This is a genomic window from Arthrobacter sp. FW306-04-A (assembly GCF_044358315.1).
Taxonomy (GTDB): Bacteria; Actinomycetota; Actinomycetes; order Actinomycetales; family Micrococcaceae; genus Arthrobacter.
Genome location: NZ_CP084559.1, coordinates 3,605,038 through 3,625,090, shown reverse-complemented (window position 1 = coordinate 3,625,090; position 20,053 = coordinate 3,605,038). Strand labels below are relative to the sequence as shown.

Annotated in this window: 23 protein-coding genes; 14 read left to right on the top strand and 9 right to left on the bottom strand. The window is 63.7% G+C overall.

Features of this window, described 5'->3' with window-relative positions; all coding sequences use genetic code 11:
* The first annotated feature begins 105 nt into the window (after positions 1-105).
* Both LFT43_RS16935 and LFT43_RS16930 read left to right on the top strand, forming a co-directional pair.
* Positions 106-1,317 carry an acetoin utilization protein AcuC gene (locus tag LFT43_RS16935; protein ID WP_395798752.1) on the top strand — a complete coding sequence of 404 codons (1,212 nt, stop codon included), beginning with the start codon at positions 106-108 and terminating at the stop codon, positions 1,315-1,317.
* Between the two features lie 59 nt (positions 1,318-1,376).
* The gene (locus LFT43_RS16930) at positions 1,377-1,928 is read left to right on the top strand and encodes an ArsR/SmtB family transcription factor (protein WP_395798750.1); all 552 of its coding nucleotides are present in this window, start codon (positions 1,377-1,379) and stop codon (positions 1,926-1,928) included.
* A 17-nt stretch (positions 1,929-1,945) separates the two neighbouring features.
* On the opposite strand, the gene LFT43_RS16925 is transcribed toward LFT43_RS16930, so the two are convergent.
* The gene (locus LFT43_RS16925; RefSeq protein WP_395798748.1) at positions 1,946-3,250 is read right to left on the bottom strand and encodes an alpha-hydroxy-acid oxidizing protein; all 1,305 of its coding nucleotides are present in this window, start codon (positions 3,248-3,250) and stop codon (positions 1,946-1,948) included.
* A 79-nt stretch (positions 3,251-3,329) separates the two neighbouring features.
* Here LFT43_RS16925 and LFT43_RS16920 point away from each other — a divergent pair, with 79 nt between their 5' ends.
* Positions 3,330-4,034 carry a FadR/GntR family transcriptional regulator gene (locus LFT43_RS16920; protein WP_395798746.1) on the top strand — a complete coding sequence of 235 codons (705 nt, stop codon included), beginning with the start codon at positions 3,330-3,332 and terminating at the stop codon, positions 4,032-4,034.
* Here the strand turns inward: LFT43_RS16920 and LFT43_RS16915 are convergent.
* Positions 4,024-5,037 carry a LacI family DNA-binding transcriptional regulator gene (locus LFT43_RS16915; RefSeq protein WP_395798744.1) on the bottom strand — a complete coding sequence of 338 codons (1,014 nt, stop codon included), beginning with the start codon at positions 5,035-5,037 and terminating at the stop codon, positions 4,024-4,026. The two genes, LFT43_RS16920 and LFT43_RS16915, sit on opposite strands and share 11 nt — an antisense overlap.
* Before the next feature lie 314 nt (positions 5,038-5,351).
* Between LFT43_RS16915 and LFT43_RS16910 the strand changes: the two genes are divergently transcribed.
* The 3 genes from LFT43_RS16910 (at position 5,352) to LFT43_RS16900 (ending at position 7,135) form a co-directional block, all read left to right on the top strand.
* Complete coding sequence (locus LFT43_RS16910; RefSeq protein ID WP_395798742.1) at positions 5,352-6,494, top strand: 3-deoxy-7-phosphoheptulonate synthase; 1,143 nt, start codon at positions 5,352-5,354, stop codon at positions 6,492-6,494.
* A gap of 156 nt (positions 6,495-6,650) precedes the next feature.
* A complete protein-coding gene (locus LFT43_RS16905) occupies positions 6,651-6,863 on the top strand; it encodes a helix-turn-helix domain-containing protein (protein ID WP_395798740.1) in 213 nt (70 codons plus the stop codon).
* A gap of 173 nt (positions 6,864-7,036) precedes the next feature.
* Positions 7,037-7,135 (top strand): 30S ribosomal protein bS22, encoded by a 99-nt coding sequence (locus tag LFT43_RS16900; RefSeq protein ID WP_003792170.1) that lies wholly within the window; start codon positions 7,037-7,039, stop codon positions 7,133-7,135.
* 289 nt (positions 7,136-7,424) lie between these two features.
* Here the strand turns inward: LFT43_RS16900 and LFT43_RS16895 are convergent, their stop codons facing one another.
* Positions 7,425-8,243, bottom strand: a complete 819-nt coding sequence (locus tag LFT43_RS16895) for an HAD family hydrolase (RefSeq protein WP_395798714.1) — start codon at positions 8,241-8,243, stop codon at positions 7,425-7,427.
* A 142-nt stretch (positions 8,244-8,385) separates the two neighbouring features.
* On the opposite strand from LFT43_RS16895, the gene LFT43_RS16890 reads away from it, so the two are divergent.
* Together LFT43_RS16890 and LFT43_RS16885 are read left to right on the top strand one after the other, a co-directional pair.
* A complete protein-coding gene (locus LFT43_RS16890; protein WP_395798712.1) occupies positions 8,386-8,640 on the top strand; it encodes a glutaredoxin family protein in 255 nt (84 codons plus the stop codon).
* Between the two features lie 51 nt (positions 8,641-8,691).
* Positions 8,692-9,414 carry a redox-sensing transcriptional repressor Rex gene (locus LFT43_RS16885; protein ID WP_395798710.1) on the top strand — a complete coding sequence of 241 codons (723 nt, stop codon included), beginning with the start codon at positions 8,692-8,694 and terminating at the stop codon, positions 9,412-9,414.
* A gap of 69 nt (positions 9,415-9,483) precedes the next feature.
* On the opposite strand, the gene LFT43_RS16880 is transcribed toward LFT43_RS16885, so the two are convergent.
* From LFT43_RS16880 to LFT43_RS16870, 3 genes are all read right to left on the bottom strand, one after another.
* Positions 9,484-10,233 carry a hypothetical protein gene (locus tag LFT43_RS16880; RefSeq protein WP_395798708.1) on the bottom strand — a complete coding sequence of 250 codons (750 nt, stop codon included), beginning with the start codon at positions 10,231-10,233 and terminating at the stop codon, positions 9,484-9,486.
* Positions 10,234-10,480: 247 nt separating this feature from the next.
* Positions 10,481-10,951 (bottom strand): hypothetical protein, encoded by a 471-nt coding sequence (locus LFT43_RS16875; protein ID WP_395798706.1) that lies wholly within the window; start codon positions 10,949-10,951, stop codon positions 10,481-10,483.
* A gap of 412 nt (positions 10,952-11,363) precedes the next feature.
* On the bottom strand, positions 11,364-11,912 hold the full coding sequence (locus LFT43_RS16870) for a YceI family protein (RefSeq protein ID WP_395798704.1): 549 nt from the start codon (positions 11,910-11,912) through the stop codon (positions 11,364-11,366).
* 203 nt (positions 11,913-12,115) lie between these two features.
* Here LFT43_RS16870 and LFT43_RS16865 point away from each other — a divergent pair, with 203 nt between their 5' ends.
* From LFT43_RS16865 to ccsB, 5 genes are read left to right on the top strand one after another with little or no spacing between them, the layout of a single operon-like run.
* Positions 12,116-12,781: a histidine phosphatase family protein gene (locus LFT43_RS16865; protein WP_395798702.1), complete on the top strand. Its 666-nt coding sequence runs from the start codon at positions 12,116-12,118 to the stop codon at positions 12,779-12,781.
* 2 nt (positions 12,782-12,783) lie between these two features.
* A complete protein-coding gene (locus tag LFT43_RS16860; RefSeq protein WP_395798700.1) occupies positions 12,784-13,422 on the top strand; it encodes a TlpA family protein disulfide reductase in 639 nt (212 codons plus the stop codon).
* A gap of 14 nt (positions 13,423-13,436) precedes the next feature.
* A complete protein-coding gene (locus tag LFT43_RS16855; RefSeq protein WP_395798698.1) occupies positions 13,437-14,192 on the top strand; it encodes a cytochrome c biogenesis CcdA family protein in 756 nt (251 codons plus the stop codon).
* Complete coding sequence (locus LFT43_RS16850) at positions 14,192-15,904, top strand: cytochrome c biogenesis protein ResB (RefSeq protein WP_395798696.1); 1,713 nt, start codon at positions 14,192-14,194, stop codon at positions 15,902-15,904. Before LFT43_RS16855 ends, LFT43_RS16850 begins: the two co-directional genes overlap by 1 nt.
* Entirely contained in the window at positions 15,904-16,968 is a 1,065-nt protein-coding gene (gene ccsB / locus LFT43_RS16845) for a c-type cytochrome biogenesis protein CcsB (protein WP_265977827.1), read from the top strand. Before LFT43_RS16850 ends, ccsB begins: the two co-directional genes overlap by 1 nt.
* A 50-nt stretch (positions 16,969-17,018) precedes the next feature.
* On the opposite strand, the gene LFT43_RS16840 is transcribed toward ccsB, so the two are convergent.
* Positions 17,019-17,396, bottom strand: coding sequence for a PLD nuclease N-terminal domain-containing protein (locus tag LFT43_RS16840; RefSeq protein WP_395798694.1), 378 nt, complete (start codon positions 17,394-17,396; stop codon positions 17,019-17,021).
* Positions 17,397-17,477: 81 nt separating this feature from the next.
* On the opposite strand from LFT43_RS16840, the gene LFT43_RS16835 reads away from it, so the two are divergent.
* Positions 17,478-17,786, top strand: a complete 309-nt coding sequence (locus LFT43_RS16835; protein ID WP_395798692.1) for a DUF4229 domain-containing protein — start codon at positions 17,478-17,480, stop codon at positions 17,784-17,786.
* A 187-nt stretch (positions 17,787-17,973) separates the two neighbouring features.
* Here LFT43_RS16835 and LFT43_RS16830 read toward each other — a convergent pair whose 3' ends face one another.
* Together LFT43_RS16830 and LFT43_RS16825 are read right to left on the bottom strand one after the other, a co-directional pair.
* On the bottom strand, positions 17,974-18,855 hold the full coding sequence (locus LFT43_RS16830) for a 1,4-dihydroxy-2-naphthoate polyprenyltransferase (RefSeq protein ID WP_395798690.1): 882 nt from the start codon (positions 18,853-18,855) through the stop codon (positions 17,974-17,976).
* 59 nt (positions 18,856-18,914) lie between these two features.
* A complete protein-coding gene (locus LFT43_RS16825; RefSeq protein ID WP_395798688.1) occupies positions 18,915-20,048 on the bottom strand; it encodes an AMP-binding protein in 1,134 nt (377 codons plus the stop codon).
* Between the last annotated feature and the right edge of the window lie 5 nt (positions 20,049-20,053).

Below are 20,053 nucleotides of genomic sequence, written 5' to 3'. Positions count from 1 at the left end.
GCTGTTCGCTTCTGGTCGATTGATTCTGCTTTCCTGAGTAGTAAACCACTAATCGCCCGCAGTAACGGGGCAGTTGCGCTCCGCCGCTCGGGTAGCCTGTCATTGATGACTTCCTGGGCAGGCTTCCGTCCGTCCGCGCTGCCAACGACGGTGGCGTGGGATCCCGCCATGACCGCATACAACTTCGGCCCCGCGCACCCGATGGCCCCGGAGCGGCTTGAATTGACTGCCAGGCTGGCCGCGGCGCTCGGACTCTTCGATTTGGAGCATGTCTCGGTCCAGGCACCCGAGGTCGCGTCCGACGTCGAACTCCTCGCCGTTCATAGCGCCGAATACGTCGCCGCCGTGCGGCGCGCCAGCGAGGACCCGACGACGCCGGACCCGGAACGCGGGCTCGGCACCGAAGATGATCCCGCGTTCGCGGGAATGCACGAAGCAAGCGCCCGGCTTGCCGGCGGATCGTTGCTCGCGGCCGAGGCCATCCTGTCCGGGACCGCGGTCCGGGCCGTCAACTTCGGCGGCGGCATGCATCATGCTTCCCGTGAGCGGGCCAGCGGCTTTTGTATCTACAACGACGCCGCCCTCGCCGTCCAGAGGTTGCTCGACGGCGGAGTCCGGAGGGTTGCGTACATCGACATCGACGCCCATCACGGTGATGGCACGCAGAGCATCTTCTGGAACGATCCCAGGGTCCTGACGATCTCCCTGCACGAGAGCGGCCTTTCGTTGTTCCCAGGAACGGGATTCGCCAACGAGATCGGCGGCCCGGATGCGCTCGGCGCAGCCGTCAACGTGGCGTTGCCTGCGTGGACGGCCGACGCCGGGTGGCTGCGCGCGTTCCATGCAGTGGTGCCGCAACTGGTGCGCGCCTTTGGGCCGGAAGTCATCGTGAGCCAGCACGGCTGCGACTCCCACAAACTCGATCCCCTCACGCACCTCAACCTCAGCGTGGACGGCCAGCGCGAGGCGGCCACCGCCGTCGCGGGCCTCGCCGCCAGGTTCTGCGAGAACCGTTGGATTGCCACCGGGGGAGGGGGCTACGACATCGCGGGAGTGGTACCGCGGAGCTGGAGCCACTTGATAGGGATCGTGGCCCAGCATCCCGTGCAGTTGACGGCTCTGGTCCCGGAAATCTTCCGGAGCTATGTCAAGGAGAAATACGGGGAAGCGGTTCCGGAACTTATGGGCGACGGCGTCGACACCTGGTGGCGTTCGTGGGAGGTGGGGTATGACCCTGCCGACGCCGTAGACCGCACCATCATTGCCACCCGCAAGGAGATCTTCCCGCTCTACGGACTGGACCCCTGGTTCGACTAGCGTTCCCGCCACTGAAATAGTTGATGCCTTTTGGCGTATATGTCGCTAGGGTGGGAGGCATGGTGACTGACGACGTATTTGCCGTCATTGCTGAGGCAACCCGGCGTGACATTCTGGTTTCCCTCCGCTCTGGGGATAAAGCTGTGGGGGAACTGGTGGAGGAGCTCGCAGCGAGCCAGCCCACCATTTCAAAGCATTTGAAGGTACTCCGCGAGGCGGATCTCGTCAGCATGCGCGCACAGGGGCAGAAACGCTACTACGCGTTGAACCCCAAGCCGCTCGCCGGGGTTGCCAGCTGGCTGGAGACGTTCGACGTCGGACCCGCTCGTCCCGCCGCCGAACCCGCCGCCGCGGCTGGCAGCCAGCGCGCCGCGAGGAAGCAGCGATCGCAGCCCGACGGCGAACCGCTCGTCCCGTCGCCGGCGAGCACCGACGTCGCGGGCTCGCCGGAAGCCGCGCCGGATTCGGGCGCCGCCGCCGCGGCGGGAATGGATGACACAATGCCGCAGCAGATCGGCCGCACGGTTGGCCGTGCCGCCACGAAGGCAGCGGACCTCTTGGCCAACCTGCCGAACCTACCCAACCTGCCGAAGTTCGGCCGGAAGAAGTAGCGGAGTCCAGCGGCAGGTTACCTGCTCAGCAACCGCACGTGGTCCGGGGTCAGTTCCGAGACCTTCGTTACTCCAAGCAGGGCCATGGTGCGGGCCATGTCCTTTTCCAGAATCTGGATAGTGCGGTCCACGCCGGCGCGACCACCGGCCATGAGCCCATACAGGTAGGCCCGGCCGATCAGCGTGAAATCGGCGCCGAGGGCAAGGGCCGCCACGATGTCCGCGCCGCTCATGATGCCCGTGTCCAGGATGATGGCCGCGCCACTGCTGTCCGCTTTCAGTGCGGCGGCGATCTCCGGAACGAGGTGCAGCGGGATCGGGGCGCGGTCCAGTTGGCGTCCGCCGTGGTTTGAAATCACGATGCCGTCCGCTCCGTGGTCCACCACCTTGCGGGCATCTTCCACTGTCTGGATGCCCTTGACTACCAGCTTTCCCTTCCACGTTTCGCGGAGCCAGTCGAGGTCATCGAAGGTCAGGGTGGGATCGAACATGGAGTTGATGAGATCGGCCACTGTGCCCGTGTAGCGCGAGAGTGAAGCGAAGGTCAGCGGCTCGTGCGTGAGGAAGTTGAACCACCAGGCGGGCCGATAGGAGGCATCCAGCACGGTCTTCACGGTGAGCGCGGGCGGAATGGTCATGCCGTTGCGGACATCGCGCAACCGGGCGCCCGCGACGGCGGTGTCCACCGTGACCATGAGGGTGTCGTTCCCGGCCTTGGCGGCGCGCTCGATCAGTTCGAGTGACCGGTCCCGATCCGTCCAGAGGTACAGCTGGAACCAGTTGCGGCCGTTCGGAGCGGCCGCGGCAACGTCCTCAATGGAAGCGGTGCCCATGGTGGACAGGGTGTACGGAATGCCAGCCGCTTCGGCAGCCTGCGAGCCCGCGTACTCACCCTCCGATTGCATCATGCGCGTGAATCCAGTGGGCGCGATGCCGAACGGAAGCCGGGACACTCTGCCCAGGATCTCGGTGCTGAGGTCGATGCTGGAGACGTCGCGCAGGATTCCCGGCCGGAATTCGATGTCCTGGAAAGCCTGGCGGGCCCGGCGAAGCGTGATCTCCGCTTCCGCTGCCCCGTCCGTGTAGTCGAACGGTGCTTGGGGAGTGCGTCGCTTCGCCATGTCCCGGAGTTCCCAAATGGTGGATGCGCGGCGCAGCTTCGCCGCGTTGCTGAACTCGGGTTTCTTGAACTTCATCAGGGGAGCCAGGTCTGCGTATTTGGGAACCCGGCGCTTCAGTGCGGCGGGGCGCCCGACGGCGGTGGGGACTTTCGCGGGCACCTCAAGGGAAGGGGTGCTGCTCGGCTGGACGGTCTGCGTCATGGTGCTGTCTCCAGTGTGCTTGTGTGGTTAGACCACACTCTATGCCATGTGGTCCAACCACATCAACTACTATTTATCCATGCGAACGCACGAGCTCGTCCTCAGTTGGATCGAAAAGCAATTGTCCGACGGGCACTTGAAGCTCGGTGGACGGCTTCCCGCTGAAAGGGCACTAGCCGAGCAACTGGAAGTCTCGCGGACATCGGTCCGTGAAGCCATCCGGATCCTGGAAGCCATGGGTGTGGTCCGGGCAGGCGTGGGGTCCGGCAAGGACGCCGGGACGGTGGTCATCGCGGAACCGGCCACCGCCCTTGGCTCCGCGCTCCGCCTCCATGTGGCCACGCAGCATTTGCCCGTTGCCGACATCGTGGAAACGCGGGTCCTGCTCGAATCATGGGCGGTATCCCGCGCCACGCCCGGCGCCCCTGAACTGGTGGAAGCAGCGAGGCTGCTGGACGAAATGGACGCAAGCTCCGCCGTCGACGACTTCCTCGCGCTGGACGTCGCCTTCCACCTGGCGCTGGCGGAAGCCGCAGGAAATGCCGTGGTGAGCACCATCATGGGCTCGCTGCGCGAAGCGATCGAGGGCTACGCCGCGGCCCTGACTGCCAACCTGCCGAATTGGGATAGCACCGCGAACCGCCTGCGGTGCGAGCACCGCGCCATCTTGGAGGCAGTAAACGGCGGCGACGGCGGCCGGGCAGCGATGCTCGTCACCTCGCACATCGAGGGGTACTACCGCGAGGCCGGGCTGGGCCCGCCTCCCGCGGAAACTAGGCCTTGACGGGCCCGGTGCTGCCCCTGAGCTCAATCCGCGGGGGGAAGTAATTCGTGGGGGAGGCGGCGTCCTTGGCCTGGATCTGCTCCCGCATGCGGCGCCACGCAAGATCGCCGAGGTCGGTGATCGGCACGGCCGCGGTGGTCAGCGGAGGCATGGTGTACCGGGCGAAGGGCATGTCATCGAAACCCGTGAGCGACAAGTCTTCCGGCACGCGGATCCCGCGCTGGCTCAGGCCGCTCAACAGGCCCATCGCGGCGACGTCGTTGAAGACGAGGATGCCGGTGGCGCCGCATGAGGCGACGGCATCGCTCGACTCAAACCCGGCGTCGAACGTGTTGCCTCCGGGAATGAACTGCAATTCGACCTCCGGGTACTCGGCCGTGAACTTCTCGAGCCCGTGGAGCCGCTGCACGTTGGACGCGCTCCGGTCCGGACCCGTCAGGTAGGCCAATTTTCGATGGCCAAGCTTAACGAGATGCGCGGCAAGTTCCTGGATGCCTTGGCCATAGTCCACTACAAGGCTAGGCGTCGGTACCGACTCGGTGGTCCGGTTGATGAGCACCAGCGGATAGAGCGTGGGGGCGAGTTCTTCGAGTTCGGCGTCGCTCATGCGGGGGGCACAGAGAACGACGCCGTCGCAACGCCGCCGGGCCTCTCCGGCGAGAATTGCTTCCTCACTGGAGACCTCGGAAGAGTCCGCGATCAATACGCGGTAGCCGTCGCGGGCGGCGGCGATGCTGAGCCCGCGAAGAATGGCCTGGAACGTGGGGTTGGACAGGTCCGGAACCACGATTCCGATAGTGTCCGTCTTTCCCAGGGCCAGGCTTCGGCCCACGGGGTTCGGCTTGTATTTCAGTTCCGTGGCGGCTGCTCGAACACGCGCGGCAATGACCACATCCACCGTGGTGTTACCGTTCATCACCCGGGAAACCGTGGCATGCGAAACGCCGGCCATGGATGCCACATCTGCGATGCCCACCCGCCGGGTATTTCTTCTGCCTGGCATGGGTTCCTTCCTGGAGCTGCTGCCGCCTCGGGAGCGGCGACCTTGTTCTGAGGTGAAGTTTATATTGCGCGGGGAAGCGGTTTCCCTTGATGTCGTCGCATTTCGATTTGCGGGCAGCTGGAAACCGACGCTATGGTTTGGCTATGACTAACCGTTGGTATGCGTATTTTTCGTTGGCTCTGGAGGGGCCCGCGTCTAACTGACACGCATCCAACTTCCTTCAGAGCCAACAGGGCAGAGATCATTCTCTGCCCTTCGCCATTTCCAGGCGGGCTCTGAGTAGGGTCCGCTCCTCTCCGGAACAGGACCACTCCATGACCAGCATCGCCGCAGAGCCCAGCACACATAGCGCGGACGTCGGGACTGCCGCCGCGCAGTCGACGTCGAACCTGCGCGTCAGCCGCTTCGAACCGCTCCCCACTCCGCAGGAAATCAGCGCGGAACTGCCGCTGGACGCCAGGGCCTCCGCCGTCGTCGAGCGCGGACGCGACGGAGTCCGCGCAATCATGGACGGCGTTGACGACCGCCTGCTCGTGATCGTTGGCCCGTGCTCCATCCACGACCCGAAGGCCGGCTTGGAATACGCCCGCCGCCTTGTCAGCCAGGCCGAGAAGCACAAAGCGGACCTGCTGATCGTCATGCGGGCCTACTTCGAGAAGCCGCGCACCACGGTGGGCTGGAAGGGCCTCATCAACGATCCCCATCTGGACGGCAGCCACGACATCGCGGCCGGGCTCCGTGCGGCGCGTGGATTCCTTCAGCAAGTCACGGCCCTCGGCCTGCCGACGGCCACTGAGTTCCTGGAACCCATCAGCCCGCAATACATGGCCGACCTCGTGGCGTGGGGTGCCATTGGAGCCCGTACCACCGAGAGCCAGATCCACCGCCAACTTGCCTCCGGACTCTCCATGCCGATCGGCTTCAAGAACGGGACCGACGGCGACCTCCAGGTAGCGATCGACGCTTGCGGTGCGTCTGCCGCGCCGCAAGCATTCTTGGGGATCGACGGCGATGGCCGCGCCGCCCTCGTGGCGACCTCGGGCAACCCGGACACCCATGTGATCCTTCGCGGTGGCCGCAAGGGCCCGAACTACTCCGCCGCCGACGTCGCCGCTGCCTCGGAGAAGCTCTCGGCCAAGGGGCTGAATCCCCGGCTGATCGTGGACGCGAGCCACGCCAACAGCGGCAAGAGCCACCACCGCCAAGCCGAGGTTGCACTGGAGATCGGCGCCCAGCTGGAGGACAACGTGGATTCACCGATCGCCGGCGTGATGCTGGAAAGCTTCCTGGTGGGTGGGGCACAGAACCTGGACGTGGAGCGGCAGCTGGCTGGGGAACAGGACTTGGTGTACGGCCAGAGCGTTACCGACGCCTGCATGGAATGGGACGTCACGGTGTCCGTCCTGGACCAGTTGGCGGCCTCGGCACGCAAGCGTCGTGTGGCAGCTGCAGACTAGCGAAAACCATGCCCACAGTTGGCCGAAACACTTTCACTTTGGTACCAGCAGCCTCTAGAGTATCTAGCACATGGTTGTTTGATGGCTCAGCATCGGCACCCAGGTAATGAATGCTGGGGTTCGCCGCTAACCGCTGAGAGCAAAGGAATATGGAGAATGTCCGCAGAGAGTAACTTCTCGAACGCGCGATTCATGACCGTGGCCGAGGTTGCCGAAGTCCTCCGGGTTTCTAAAATGACCGTGTACCGCCTGGTCCACTCGGGAGAAATGCCAGCCGTCCGTTTTGGGCGATCATTCCGTGTCCCCGAGGAAGCAGTCAACCAGTACCTCAAGGGCGCGGTCGTCGACGGACGCTCGGAGACCGCTTGAGACTTGCTTGGTTCCCATAGGGCCAGCGGTCATTGGGTGCCCCCGATAGGCGGTACCCTGTTAAGGAACGTTTTACGTCATTGTAAGAATCTGTCAGTTGTAAAAGTCTGTTGCTCAGTTCAAGGACCTCACCCAGCAGACAGAATCTCAATCTAGTTTGGTAAGGAACTTACGTGGGTTCAGTTATTAAGAAGCGCCGCAAGCGTATGGCCAAGAAGAAGCACCGCAAGCTGCTTCGCAAGACCCGCCACCAGCGCCGCAACAAGAAGTAGAGATACTTCCTACAGCGTGAATGCCCGTTGCCTTTCGAGGCTGCGGGCATTTTTGCGTGCACGCCCCGACGACGCTCGCTCACGTTCGTAGCTTGTTTCGATGACGCTCGTTCATTTATGCGCCCAAAAAACCGAACGCTCCTTCACATCGAGTCGACCTGCTCGTATCGAGTGCAGGAGCGTTCATCATTTCGCCGAAAGATCTGCAGGAGGATCGGCCAAAACCGGTGCAGAAGTGAGCGAGGATCACCGGCCAGGTAGTCAGAAGTGAGCGAGGGTGGCGGGGGAGCTAGACCCTCGGGCTGCGGAACTTGGAGAAGCCGCGCCAGAGGCCGTACACGGCGCCTCCGACGGTCGCAGCTTTGAGGCCGAGCGTGGCTGCTCGACGGCCGGAACGGAAGTCATAGACGGGCCAATTGTTCTCCCGCGCATGGCGCCGCAGTCTGGCGTCGGGATTGATGCACACGGGGTGGCCCACCAAAGTGAGCAGGGGGATGTCGTTATGTGAATCGCTGTACGCCCAGCAGCGGTTCAAATCCAGGCCTTCTTCGTCAGCCACGCGCTGCACGGCCACGGCCTTGGCCGGTCCATGGAGGATTTCGCCTACCAGGCGCCCCGTGTAGGCGCCATCTTCAACCTCGCCTACGGTGCCCAAGGCGCCTGTCAGCCCCAGCCGAGTGGAAATGACGGTGGCGACTTCGATGGGGGTGGCGGTCACTAGCCAGACCTTCCGGCCAACGCGCAGATGCTGTTCCGCCAAAGCCTTGGTACCGGGCCAGATCCGGGACTCGATCATCTCGTCGTAGACTTCTTCGCCCAACTCCTGGATATCGGAGACCTTGATGCCTGCCGCGAGGATCAGTGCGGAATCCCGGACTGAATGTACGTCCTCCATGTTTTCGCCCCGCAAGACAAACTTGAACTGCTTCCAGGCGAAGCCCGCGGCTTGGGAGAGGGTGAACGCCTTACGTTCGTACATCTTCCGCGCGACGTGGAAGAGGCTGGCGCCCTTCATGAGGGTGTTGTCGACGTCGAAGAATGCAGCTTCGCCGTGTTGGTGCGTTGCGGCCGGCGTGATGGCCACAACAGCGTTCTTCTCGACGGGCATGCCATGAGTCTAGTCAATCGCCCGGCTCCGTGCCGTTCGTGAGGGTGCCCGGCGGTTCCGCGTCGAGGGTTGTTCGGGCTGCGTGAGGTTGGGTTGAGGGCTGTTTCGGGCTGTGTCCACGCCAACGCGATACCGTTGAACCATGCCGAATCCCGACGTCGTACTCCTCACCAAAGCTGACTGCCACCTGTGCGCCGCGGCGCGCGACGCCCTCGAACGCGTGACCTCAAGCCTGGGGCTCGGGTGGACCGAGCAGTCGATCGAGACAGACCCGACACTCCGCGAACGCTATGCCGAGGAGATCCCGGTGGTATTCGTGGACGGAGTACAGCGGGATTTCTGGAAAATCGATGAGGCGAGGCTGGTGCGGGTACTGAAGAAGGCCTTGGCTGCCTGAACATGCGTCCAATGCTTTGTTGGCAATAGAGTGGGAAAACAAAGCGACGCAATGGAGAAGAACGTGACTGCGCTGGAACCGTCCGCCGAAGCTCTACCCGGGGACGCTGTACCTGGGGACAAGGACTCTGCCGCGAAGCAGATACCACCTGCGGCCGTGGCCCGGATGACGCTTTACCTGCGCGCGCTGAACTCCCTGCTGGGCGAAGGCGTGGAACGGGTTTCTTCCGAGGCGCTGGCCGAGGCGTCGGGAGTCAGTTCCTCCACCCTGCGTAAGGACCTCTCCTACGTTGGCTCCTACGGAACGCGTGGAGTGGGATACGAGGTGCAGTATCTGAGCCGGCACATTGCTGCGGCGCTGGGCCTGACCCACGACTGGAAAGTGGCGATTGTGGGCGCCGGGAACCTTGGCAAGGCCTTGGCCCGGTACGGCGGATTCGAATCGCGCGGTTTTGACGTGGTGGCGATCCTCGACGCCGATCCCATGGTCATCGGGAACGAAGTCGGCTGGCTGCGGGTCAGCGATGCCGCGAATCTTGAAACGGTCCTTCAGCGGACCGGCACCAACATGGTTGTCCTGGCTCTCCCGGCCGCGGTGGCACAGGACGTCTGCGACCGTGTGATCAGCGCGGGGATCCGCAGCATCCTCAGCTTTGCCCCTGTGCTGCTGCAGGTTCCGCCGTACGTGAATCTGCGCAAGGTGGACATGGCCACCGAGCTTCAAATCCTTGCGTATCACGCACAACGGGCACAGACCCCAGGCCAGGCCCTTTAGGCCAAGGCCGGGTCTGTGCCCGTTCGTGTTCGTCGAGGACGTGCCCCTAGTGGCGGAATGGCCTCAGGCCTAGCGGCCGTACGGCGCCTGGTTGTAAGGGTTCGCGAAAGGCTGTGTTTTCCGGAAATACGGTGCCGAGCCCGGCAAATACAACAGCACCATCGCGGCGATGCCCAAGAGGATGGTGACGGTCTGGATCAATCCGTAAAGCAGGCCGAACGTGAAAGATCCGCCAAGAAGGCCAAATAGCGAAAGCGCCGCGAAGACGGTTCCCAAGATCCGGGCCCAGTTCTTACCCTTACGGACCGGGAATGCGACAAGCGCATAAAGCCCCAGCGATATCAGGCCTCCGATGATGGCGCCAATGATGATGCCGCCCTGCATGCCTTGCAGAGCGCCGGCGGGAAGCCGCTGGCCCTGCTGCGCTGCCGACTGCGCCATTATGGCCGTGAAGGTGTCGCCGCCGGTGAATGCGAGAACCAGTGCGCTGACGAAAGAGAGGACGCCAGCGGAGACGATCATCATGAACGCAGTGTTCACCAGTTGCGGGACGCCGGACGTCGCAGCGGGCTGCTGGCTGGGCCACGTGGCGGGTCCGCTCTGCCCGTACTGCGGGACGGAGGACTGGCCGTACTGGGGCTGTTGGCCCGGTTGCGGAGTCTGCTGGCCGTACTGGGGAGCCTGTTGACCGTACTGCGGGAAGGAGGACTGGCCGTACTGGGGCTGTTGGCCCGGTTGCGGAGTCTGCTGGCCGTACTGGGGCTGTTCAGGTGTGGGGTTTTCGCCCGGAGTGGATGGCGGATACGGAGGGGTGCTCATGGCATTCCTTTGCGTGTCGACTGCAGATACGGCTGCCGGGTGCAACGTGCCCCTGCCCCCAGCTTGGCTTAATTCCACCGTACCCCGGCAGAACAGTGCTCGGGATGATTCACGACAAGAATTCTGCCCGGACTGGGTTCCGCGGATCTCCCGCGTTTGGATAGTGCCGGGGCAAAGGGGAAGGCCGCGGGGTCCCCCGGGAACCTGCCGCGGCCTTCGGCTCGAAAAACGGCTTTGAACTGTGTGGCTAAACGGCGCTCTTCAGTGACTTGAACCATGCCTGCGAATTGGGCAGCCACATCAGGATGGTTGCCACAAGGCTGATGACGAAGCTGAACCAGTTGTTGCTCTGTCCATTGGCCATCGCTCCGCCCACGATCGAGAGAATCAGGGAAATACCTGCAATGACGGTCAGCGCGAGCCGGGCCCACTCCTTGCCTTCCTTCATCTTCATCGCGAAGACGATCTGGGCGGCCGCGACAACCAGCGCCACCAGCACCAAAAGGAGGACGACGACGGCGAGTCCCGGGGCGATCGCGAAAAGCACCATGGAGCCAAAGAGGCCGAGCAGGCCACCCAGGAGGCCCAACAGCCCGCCAATAAGCCAGATCCAGTACGAGACCTTCAGCTCGATGGGCATCCCGGTGACATTGAACATGCCGGAAAAACCGCCCTTGGGCAGCACATCGTTGAAGTTCTTTGGACCGTCAGTAGGCATCTCGAAGTGGAAACCTTCGCCGTGCCCGGCGGGTTGGCCTGTCGGAGGGCTGCCGGGGGCTGGCTGCTGGTAGGACGGGGGCGCTTGGTAGGAAGGGGGTGCTGGGTATCCCTGCGGAGGCTGGTAACCCGCAGGAGGGACGGTGCCGGGCTGCTGAGGCTGAGCTCCGGGCTCCGGTGGCTGGGCACCGGGCTGCTGAGGCTGAGGAGCTTCGTTTGGGTTACTCATGGCATCACTTTAGACCTGAGGTTTAAGGATTCATAGGAAATTCTTAGCCAATTCGCCGCTAAGTATCGGGTTTTGGCCGAACAATAGGCGGGTGACACCGCTAGCAACGAAATGGCGCCTCCGGGGCTGCGCGATGGATCGCGTGCAGCACCGAAGGCGCCATTCAGGCCAGGAGCCGGGTGGATTAGGCGGCAGGTGCGATGAAAGCCAGTTCGAGGTTGATGACAACCTTGTCGCTGACGAGCACGCCGCCGGCCTCGAGCACGGCGTTCCAGGTCAGGCCGAAGTCTTTGCGGCTGATGGTGGTCTCACCGGAAACGCCTGCGCGGGTGTTGCCGAACGGGTCAACGGCCACGCCGTTGAACTCGGTCTCGATGGTCACCTCTTTGGTGACGCCCTTGATGCTCAGATCGCCCACGAGGTCAAAGCTGTCGCCATTGGCCTTGACATGGCGGGAGACAAAAGTGATTTCCGGGAACTTCTCCACGTCGAAGAAGTCCTCACCCTTGACGTGGCCGTCGCGGTTGGCATCGCCCGAGTCGAAGCTGGCGGTCTGGATGGCGGCGTTGACCCTGGAGTCAGCCAGGCTGCTGCCGAGTTCCAGGGTGGCCTCGGCTTCGGTGAACTGGCCGCGGACCTTGCTGATGCCTGCGTGCCGGACGGTGAAGCCGATCTCGCTGTGGGAGTTGTCGAGGGTCCAAATACCGGTGGTGACGTTGGCGGGAAGTGTCATGGCGTTCTCCTTGGGAAGGTGTGGTTGTAGCTTCATCGGACATTCGATCGCACTTAGTTGAAGTGTCAACCGAACCTTGTGTCAAGTATAAACATGCAAATGCATCTTTTATTCCACCTTCAGGGAACATTCTGGAGAAACTTTCAGTTCTACGAAACGTAGAAGATTTCAGATCGCCCGCCTTCTTTGAGAAACTGGTAAACATGCCCCAAGCAACTGTCCATCTGCTCCGCCATGGCGAGGTCTACAATCCCGACCGTATTCTGTACGGCAGGTTGCCCGAATTCCACCTCTCCGAACGCGGCCGCGAGATGGCCCAGATGCTCGCGGGCCACTTTGCTGCCCGCGCCGCGCAGGGGGCGAACATCGTCCACCTGGCTGCTTCGCCGTTGACCCGCGCCCAGGAAACTGCCCTTCCCACGTCCCACGCGTTGGACCTTGAGATCCACACGGAACCGCGGATCATCGAGGCCGAGAACCACTTCGAAGGGCTCAAGGCCACCGTCTCCGAGTTCATCAAGCCCAAGCACTGGTTCGAGTACCGCAACCCGCTGCGTCCGTCCTGGGGCGAGTCCTACAAGGACCAGGTCACCCGCATGCGTGCCGCCGTCGAGGACGCCCGCCTGAAGGCGATCGAGCTCGGCGGCGACGGCGCGGAGGCCATCCTGGTCAGCCACCAGCTTCCCATCTACGCCACGCGCCTCAGCGCGGAGGGCCGACGGTTGTGGCACGATCCGCGCAAACGCGAGTGCACGCTGACGTCTCTGACGTCCCTGGTGTTCGACGACGACGGCAAGGTCGCGCGGGTGGAGTACAGCGAACCCGCCGCCGTGCTGCTGCCCGGTGCCGCGAGCACTCCCGGAGCATGACAATGAACCGCAACGCCCCCGGCATTAAGACCACCAGCGCAGCCCTGACCTCCCGCCGCAGCATCCTTGCCGCCGGGGGACTGGCGCTCACTGCGCTGACCATGGGCCTGTCCGCCTGTGCGCAGGAAGACGCCCTGGCCAAGCAGGCGAAGGCCGGCGACAACAAGAACTACGTCGCCGGAGACGGCTCCGTGACGGAATTCGCCAAAACGGACCGCAAGGCCGCCGTCGGGATCAAGGGCACTTTGTTTGACGGAACTGCCGTGACCCCGCAGGACCTGCTCGGCAAGGTGACCGTCCTCAACTTCTGGTTCGCCGCGTGCGCGCCGTGCCGCGTCGAGGCGCCTATCCTCGAAGAGCTGCACCAGGAGTTCAAGAGCAAGGGTGTCCAGTTCTACGGCGTGAACCTCCGGGATGAGAAGGCCACGGCCGATGCGTTCGACAAGACCTTCAACCTCACGTACCCCAGCTTCAACGACAAAGACGGTGCCGTGCTCCTTTCTGTCTCCGGCATTGTGCCTCCCGGTGCGGTGCCCACCACCTTGGTCCTGGACAAGGAAGGCAAGATCGCCTCCCGAGTCCTGGGTGAGATCGAGAAGAGCACCCTCAAGGCACTCATTACGTCCGCGGTTTCCGAGTAGGTGGCCCGGACAGCGTGAACAGCCCCTTCGCCGAGACGATCCTGAGCGGTTCCTTGCTGCTGGCCATCCCCGTGGCCTTGCTTGCCGGACTCGTGTCCTTCCTGTCGCCATGCGTCCTGCCCCTGGTCCCTGGCTACCTCGGCTACGTGACCGGGCTGACCGGCGTCGACCTCCAGAAGCAGAAACGTGGGCGCATGCTCGCGGGAATCGGCCTGTTCGTCCTCGGCTTTTCCCTGATTTTTGTCCTGCTGGGTGGTGCCTTCGGCCAGTTGGGGACCCTCATTGCCGGCCCGCAGAACGCCTGGATCACCCAATTGCTGGGCATACTTGTGATCATCATGGGCGTCGTTTTCCTCGGCGGCTTTGGTTGGTTGCAGCGCGACGCCAAAATCCATGCCAAGCCCCCTGCCGGGTTATGGGGTGCGCCGTTGTTGGGCATCACCTTCGGGCTGGGCTGGGCCCCGTGCATCGGCCCCACCTATTCCGCCGTCCAGCTGCTGAGCCTCTCCGGGGGATCTTCCGCGGCGAAGGGGGCACTCCTGGCGTTTGTCTATAGTCTTGGCCTGGGCATCCCCTTCCTGCTGATCGCCCTCGCAGTCCGCCGGGGAATCGGCGTCATGTCCTTTTTCCGCAAGCACCGGCTGGCCATCCAGCGGCTTGGCGGGGGCATTCTGATCCTCCTCGGAATCCTGATGGCCACGGGAGTGTGGGGCGCCTGGGTTACCGGGCTGCAGTACTGGTTCCAAACCGATGTGAAGTTGCCGATCTGATGAGCGAGCCCGTGCAAGGTAAAAAGAAGTCCAACAAGTCCGCCAGCAAGCCTGCGGCTGACAAGGCGATTGACAAGGCAGTTGACAGGGCCAAGGCCGAGGCAGCGCTGCCGGTTCTGGGGATCATAGGGATGCTGCGTTGGGCCTGGACCCAGCTGACCAGCATGCGAACCGCGCTGTTCCTCCTGCTGCTCCTTGCCGTTGCGGCAGTGCCCGGCTCGCTGTTCCCGCAGCGCCCGGCGAACCCTTCGATCGTGACCCAGTACATCAAGGACCACCCGGACTACGGCAAAATCCTTGACTCCGTGCAGCTCTACGACGTCTACTCCTCGGCCTGGTTCTCGGCCATCTACATTCTGCTGTTCATCTCGCTCATCGGCTGCGTCACGCCGCGGGCCATCGCACACTACAAGGCGATGCGCTCCCAGCCGCCGCGGACGCCCAAGCGTCTCTCCCGCCTTCCGGAGTACGGCACACTCGTGCTGCCCGCCAACGCCGGGATCCCGGCGTCGAAGGCTATTTCGGATGCCGCTGCCGTGCTGAAGAAGCGCGGCTACCGCGTGGAGGTGCGCGACGTCGACGGCGCCATGCCTTCCTTGGGTGCCGAGCGCGGCTTCCTCAAGGAAGTGGGGAACCTGGTGTTCCACGCATCGCTGATCGGGGTGCTGGTTTCAGTTGCCGTCGGCGGCCTGTTTGGCTACAGCGGGCAGCGCATCCTGGTGGAAGGCGACAGCTTCGTGAACACCTTGGTGGGCTATGACCAATTCAGCCCAGGCACCAATTTCCAGAGCAGTTGGCTGCAGCCGTACTCCATTCAGCTGGACAAGTTCGACGTCAAGTTCGATCGTGAATCGCCTGCGCATTTCGGCCAGCCCATCGACTTCAAGGCGGCCGTCACCACCAAGGACACGCCCGATTCGCCGGCCAAGAAGCAGACCCTCAAGGTCAACGATCCCGTGATGCTCGGCGACACCAGCATCTACCTCACGGGTAACGGCTACGCCCCGGTGGTCACCGTGCGGGACGGCGCCGGCAACGTGGCACTGCAGGGTCCCGTCGTGGCCAAGCTGCAGGGCGACAACTACTACTCCTCCGTGGTCATCAAGGTCCCCGATGCCAAACCGGACCAGCTCGGCTTCGCGGGCTTCTTCCTGCCCACCGCAATGGTGACGGAGAAAGGGGTCTCCTTCAGCGGTGACCCCGAGCTCATCAACCCACAGTTGAGCCTCAACTCGTACTACGGCGATCTCGGCCTGAACAAGGGCACTCCGCAAAACGTCTTCGAACTCGACGTGGCCAAGCTGAAGCAGCTCAACGGCCGTGACCTGCCCGCGAAGGGCATCACGCTCGCGCCCGGTGGCACCTACACGCTTCCGGACGGCAAGGGCAGCATCACGTTCGACGGCGTCAAGAAGTACGTTGGCGTGGACATCCACCACAACCCGGGCCAGGCCACTGCGCTGATATTCGCATTGCTCGCGGTCGCCGGACTGATTCTCTCCCTCTACCTGAACCGCCGTCGCGTCTGGGTCCGGACGGGAACTCACGACGACGGGCGCACAATGGTGGAGTATGGTCTCCTTGCCCGCGGCGAGGACCACAGGCTGGCCGGCGAAGCCGCCGCGATCCGCGAACTGCTACAACGAGAATGGCTGCCCTCCGCGGAGCAACCCACCGACACCGTTTCTTCCTCAACCTCGAAGGACCAGTAATGTTCCCCATCAACGAAACCATGGGCCAATACAGCGAGCTTTTCATGCTGCTCGCAGCCGGCACCTACACGGTGGCGTTTATCGCTTTCGCGTGGGACCTCGCCAAGAGCAGCAAGACGCTGCGGGCGGTGGACCTGAAGGCAGCCTCTGCGGAGGCCGTCGAGGTCAAGGTCCCGGTGGCTGCCGGACGTGCCGGTGGGAACGACGTCGGGGGACCTGCTGGCCGCATTGAGCGCCCGACGTCGGCGGTCACCTCTGTCAGCCAGACCGCGGGCGGCGACATGAAGTATGCCGCCGAGCGCCGCATTCCCGCTCGCGTTGCCGTGGCGGTCGCCATTATCGGCGTGGCTATCCACGGCGCCGGTGTGATCACCCGTGCGATCGGCGCAGGGCGCGTGCCGTGGGGCAACATGTACGAGTTCCTGACCACTGGCGCGTTCCTGGTGGTTGCGGTCTTCCTGCTCTCGCTGATCCGCCGCGACCTGCGCTTCCTGGGCACGTTCGTCCTCGGCCTGGCAGTGATCATGCTGGTGGCGGCGTCCGTGGCTTACTGGACCCCCGTAGGGCATTTGGTTCCGGCGCTGCAAAGCTACTGGTTGGTCATCCACGTCTCCATCGCCGTGATGTCCGCGTCCCTCTTCACGTTGACGTTCGCCATGTCCGCGCTGCAGTTGGTGCAATCGCACCGGCAGAAGACCCTGGCGTCCGGCGGAGCAGACAAATTGGGCTTCATGCGCCTGGTTCCCAACGCCTTGAGCCTGGAAAACCTGTCCTACCGCATCAACACGGTGGCATTCGTGGGCTGGACCTTCACCCTCATGTTCGGCGCGATCTGGGCCGAGAAGGCCTGGGGCCGTTTCTGGGGCTGGGATACCAAGGAAGTCTGGACGTTCGTCATCTGGGTGGTGTACGCAGGCTACCTGCACGCCCGCGCCACCCGCGGCTGGACCGGGACCCGCGCAGCGTGGCTGTCGATCGTGGGCTACCTGTGCGTGATCTTCAACTTCACTATCGTGAACCAGTTCTTCAACGGGCTGCACTCTTACTCGGGGCTGGCGCAGTAGGGCCCGCAAGGCGCTGACGTCCGCGGGCGTCAGGTTCAGTTGGCGAGGTGTTAGGTGTTGACGTCGCCGCTGTCTTCGGCGTTGGATCCGCCCTTGAGCTTGCGTTCTTTGGCTTCAAGTTCGGCCTTGAGCTTCTTGAGGCGTTCGGCCTCGGCCTGGTTGCGACGGCGGATCTCGAGGTTCCGCAGGAAGTCCGGGTCGTCGTCGGGCGCGGTGGGGTGGCTCGTGGGCTGCGGGGTGGGGCGGCTGTTGTAGGGGCGGCCCAAAATGAACCAGAGAGCGGCTCCGAGGATCGGCAGCAGTATCACCACAAGGATCCAGGCGGGTTTGGAAATTCCCCGGGTGGCGCGGCGATCAGTGCGGATGACGTCCACCAGCCCATAGACGTACACGAGCAAGACGGCGACAACTGCAACAACGCGGAGCATACCGTCAAGTCTAGTCGCCGTCGGGTCCGGTGATAGCTGCACGATCAGAGTGCAATCAGACTGAGCGGCTAAACTTGATTCGTGGCTTTCCTCAAATACTCATTGATCCGCATGGCGCTCTTCGTTCCGCTGTTCGTCCTGTTCGTCTTACTGCAGACGGGCTGGTTGCTGGCGGTGATCTTCGCGGGCCTGATTGCTTTCGCCATCAGCTACCTGTTCTTCCAGAAGCAGCGCGACGCCGCTACTGCCGCCATGCGCGAACGTTTCACAGGCCGCGCCAAGCCAATCCGCTCCGCACAGGAGATCGAAGATGCAGAGGTCGAGGACCGGCTGGTGGATGAAAACCCCGCGGTGACGGTCAAGAACGACCGACGCCCCAAGGAAGCCTAGAAGCTCAAAGATGCGCGAGCGTCGGGGGAAACCGGGCTATAGCTGCGCGAGCGTCGGGGGAAACCGGGCTATATCTGCGCGAGCGTCGGGGGAAACCGGGCTATAGCTGCGCGAGCGTCGGGGGAAAACGCTCGCGCACGTTTGGGGGGTTTCCCGCGGACGCACGCTCAGATGATGTGAGCGTGGGTTAGAAGCCGTGGCTCAGAACTAGGCCCAGGGAGAACAGTACGCTGTAGCCGAGGTTGATCAGTCCGGTTTGCTTGAGCACGGGGATCAGGCTCTTGCGCTTCCTGCCGTTGACCATGAGCCATGCCGGCATGAGGCAGGCGGGGATCAGCAACAGCACGATCAGCATCCACGGCTTGGTGGGCGCCAGCACGATCACCAACAGGATGGCGACGGCCAACATCAGGACGTAGCTCTCGCGGGCGTGACGGTCGCCAAGCCGCACCGCCAGTGTGCGCTTGCCCGCGGCCATGTCCGTCGGGATGTCGCGGACGTTGTTGGCCATCAGCAGCGCGCAGGCGATCAATCCCGTGCCAATCGCTCCGATAACGGCCGGCATGCTCACTTGACCAGCCTGCGTATACGTGGTGCCCAGCGTTGCCACCAGCCCGAAGAAAACAAACACGAAGAGGTCGCCCAAGCCCATGTAGCCGTATGGGTTCTTGCCGCCGGTGTAGCCCCAGGCAGCAAGAACACAGCCGAGGCCCACCAAGATAAGCCACCAGCTCTGCGTGATGATCACCAGAACCAAGCCGAACACCATGGCCAGGCCGAAAGCGCCGAAAGCAGCCCACTTGACGTGGTCCGGGCGTGCCACGCCGGAACCGACCAACCGGAGCGGGCCTACGCGGTCCTCATCGGTGCCCCGGATGCCGTCCGAGTAGTCGTTGGCATAGTTGACCCCGATCTGCAGCAGCAGAGCTACCAGGGCGGCGAGGATGGCGTTCAAGACTCGGAAAGACTGCAGCTCGTATGCGGCCGCGGTGCCGATCAACACCGGCGCGATCGCGGCCGGCAGGGTGCGCAAGCGGGCGCCTTGAATCCATTGTGCAGCTGTTGCCACGTTCAGTACCTCGTGTTGTTTCGCGTTGGGAAGCCAGATGACGGTCGGGGAGGACGTGTCTATTCTCCCTGATGCACCTCGGTGAGCAGATCGATCATCGCCAGCCGGTCCGGTTTTCCGTTGGAGAGCATGATGAGCCCATCCGTCGTAAGCACCGTTTTCGGAGCAAGGGCCCCCAGCTTTTCCCGGCAGAGCGCCTTGTAGTGCTCAATGCCTTCCGGGGAGCTGTCCTCGACCGCCACATAGGCCGCCACTGCCTGGCCCCACTCGCGCGAAGGTACGCCGGCCACGAAAGCCGCGGTCACGCCGTCGAACTTTTCAAGCTCCGCCTGGATGAACGCGGCGGAGGCTTTGACGCCGCCGGTGATGATGACGTCGTCGGCGCGTCCCAGCACGGTGAGCGTGCCGTCCGCGGCGAGTTCGCCGAGATCGTTGGTGCGGTACCAGCGGGTGCCGTCCTCCTCGAAGAACGCCTCGGCACTCGACTGGGGGGCGTCGAGGTAACCGGAAGCCACGGTGTCGCCGCCCAGGAGGATCCGGCCGTCGTCGTCGAGCATGACCCTGACGCCCTCCAGCGGGCTTCCGTCGTACACGCAACCGCCGCACGTCTCAGCCGAGCCATAGGTGGTCACAACCTTCAGCCCGGCCTCCCTGGCAGCGTCCAGCAGCGCGGTGGAGGCAGATGCCCCGCCCAGGAGGATGGCGTTGAAGCGGCGGAGGACCGCAAGGGTCTGCGGCGAGGGCGAGTCCAGGAGCCGTTGCAGCTGGGTGGGCACCAAGGAAGTGAAGCGCATGGTGTCCGTGAGTTCTTCGGCCGCTGCAGTGAAGGCCTCGGGTGTGAAGCCGTTGGAAAGGTCCATGGCCCACGGACGCGTGCCCGCGAAAAGCGAGCGGACCAGCACCTGGACCCCGGCGACGTACTGCAGCGGCAAGGCCAGGAGCCACTGCCCCTCGCCCCGGAGCGCGATGGCTGTGGCCATGGATGAAGCTGCAAGCTCGTCGACCGTGAGCACGGTGGCCTTGGGCATGCCGGTGGAACCGGACGTGCGGACCACCACTGCAGCGTCCTCGAAACCGGGTGTTTCAATTGGGGAGGCGTGCGGGGCGCCGTCCTCCGATGCGGTGATTTCGACGGCGGGGCCCTCGTCGTGGAGGGCAGCGGCCAGGGCCTTGAGAACGGGATCGATGTTCACGGGCG

What these genes read in the sequence shown, in the direction of transcription:
- LFT43_RS16935 (WP_395798752.1), top strand. Translation starts at nt 106, where the DNA reads ATGACTTCCTGGGCAGGCTTCCGTCCGTCCGCGCTGCCAACGACGGTG.
- LFT43_RS16930 (WP_395798750.1), top strand. Translation starts at nt 1,377, where the DNA reads ATGGTGACTGACGACGTATTTGCCGTCATTGCTGAGGCAACCCGGCGT.
- LFT43_RS16925 (WP_395798748.1), bottom strand. Translation starts at nt 3,250, where the DNA reads ATGACGCAGACCGTCCAGCCGAGCAGCACCCCTTCCCTTGAGGTGCCC.
- LFT43_RS16920 (WP_395798746.1), top strand. Translation starts at nt 3,330, where the DNA reads ATGCGAACGCACGAGCTCGTCCTCAGTTGGATCGAAAAGCAATTGTCC.
- LFT43_RS16915 (WP_395798744.1), bottom strand. Translation starts at nt 5,037, where the DNA reads ATGCCAGGCAGAAGAAATACCCGGCGGGTGGGCATCGCAGATGTGGCA.
- LFT43_RS16910 (WP_395798742.1), top strand. Translation starts at nt 5,352, where the DNA reads ATGACCAGCATCGCCGCAGAGCCCAGCACACATAGCGCGGACGTCGGG.
- LFT43_RS16905 (WP_395798740.1), top strand. Translation starts at nt 6,651, where the DNA reads ATGTCCGCAGAGAGTAACTTCTCGAACGCGCGATTCATGACCGTGGCC.
- LFT43_RS16895 (WP_395798714.1), bottom strand. Translation starts at nt 8,243, where the DNA reads ATGCCCGTCGAGAAGAACGCTGTTGTGGCCATCACGCCGGCCGCAACG.
- LFT43_RS16890 (WP_395798712.1), top strand. Translation starts at nt 8,386, where the DNA reads ATGCCGAATCCCGACGTCGTACTCCTCACCAAAGCTGACTGCCACCTG.
- LFT43_RS16885 (WP_395798710.1), top strand. Translation starts at nt 8,692, where the DNA reads ATGGAGAAGAACGTGACTGCGCTGGAACCGTCCGCCGAAGCTCTACCC.
- LFT43_RS16880 (WP_395798708.1), bottom strand. Translation starts at nt 10,233, where the DNA reads ATGAGCACCCCTCCGTATCCGCCATCCACTCCGGGCGAAAACCCCACA.
- LFT43_RS16875 (WP_395798706.1), bottom strand. Translation starts at nt 10,951, where the DNA reads ATGCCTACTGACGGTCCAAAGAACTTCAACGATGTGCTGCCCAAGGGC.
- LFT43_RS16870 (WP_395798704.1), bottom strand. Translation starts at nt 11,912, where the DNA reads ATGACACTTCCCGCCAACGTCACCACCGGTATTTGGACCCTCGACAAC.
- LFT43_RS16865 (WP_395798702.1), top strand. Translation starts at nt 12,116, where the DNA reads ATGCCCCAAGCAACTGTCCATCTGCTCCGCCATGGCGAGGTCTACAAT.
- LFT43_RS16860 (WP_395798700.1), top strand. Translation starts at nt 12,784, where the DNA reads ATGAACCGCAACGCCCCCGGCATTAAGACCACCAGCGCAGCCCTGACC.
- LFT43_RS16850 (WP_395798696.1), top strand. Translation starts at nt 14,192, where the DNA reads ATGAGCGAGCCCGTGCAAGGTAAAAAGAAGTCCAACAAGTCCGCCAGC.
- ccsB (WP_265977827.1), top strand. Translation starts at nt 15,904, where the DNA reads ATGTTCCCCATCAACGAAACCATGGGCCAATACAGCGAGCTTTTCATG.
- LFT43_RS16840 (WP_395798694.1), bottom strand. Translation starts at nt 17,396, where the DNA reads ATGCTCCGCGTTGTTGCAGTTGTCGCCGTCTTGCTCGTGTACGTCTAT.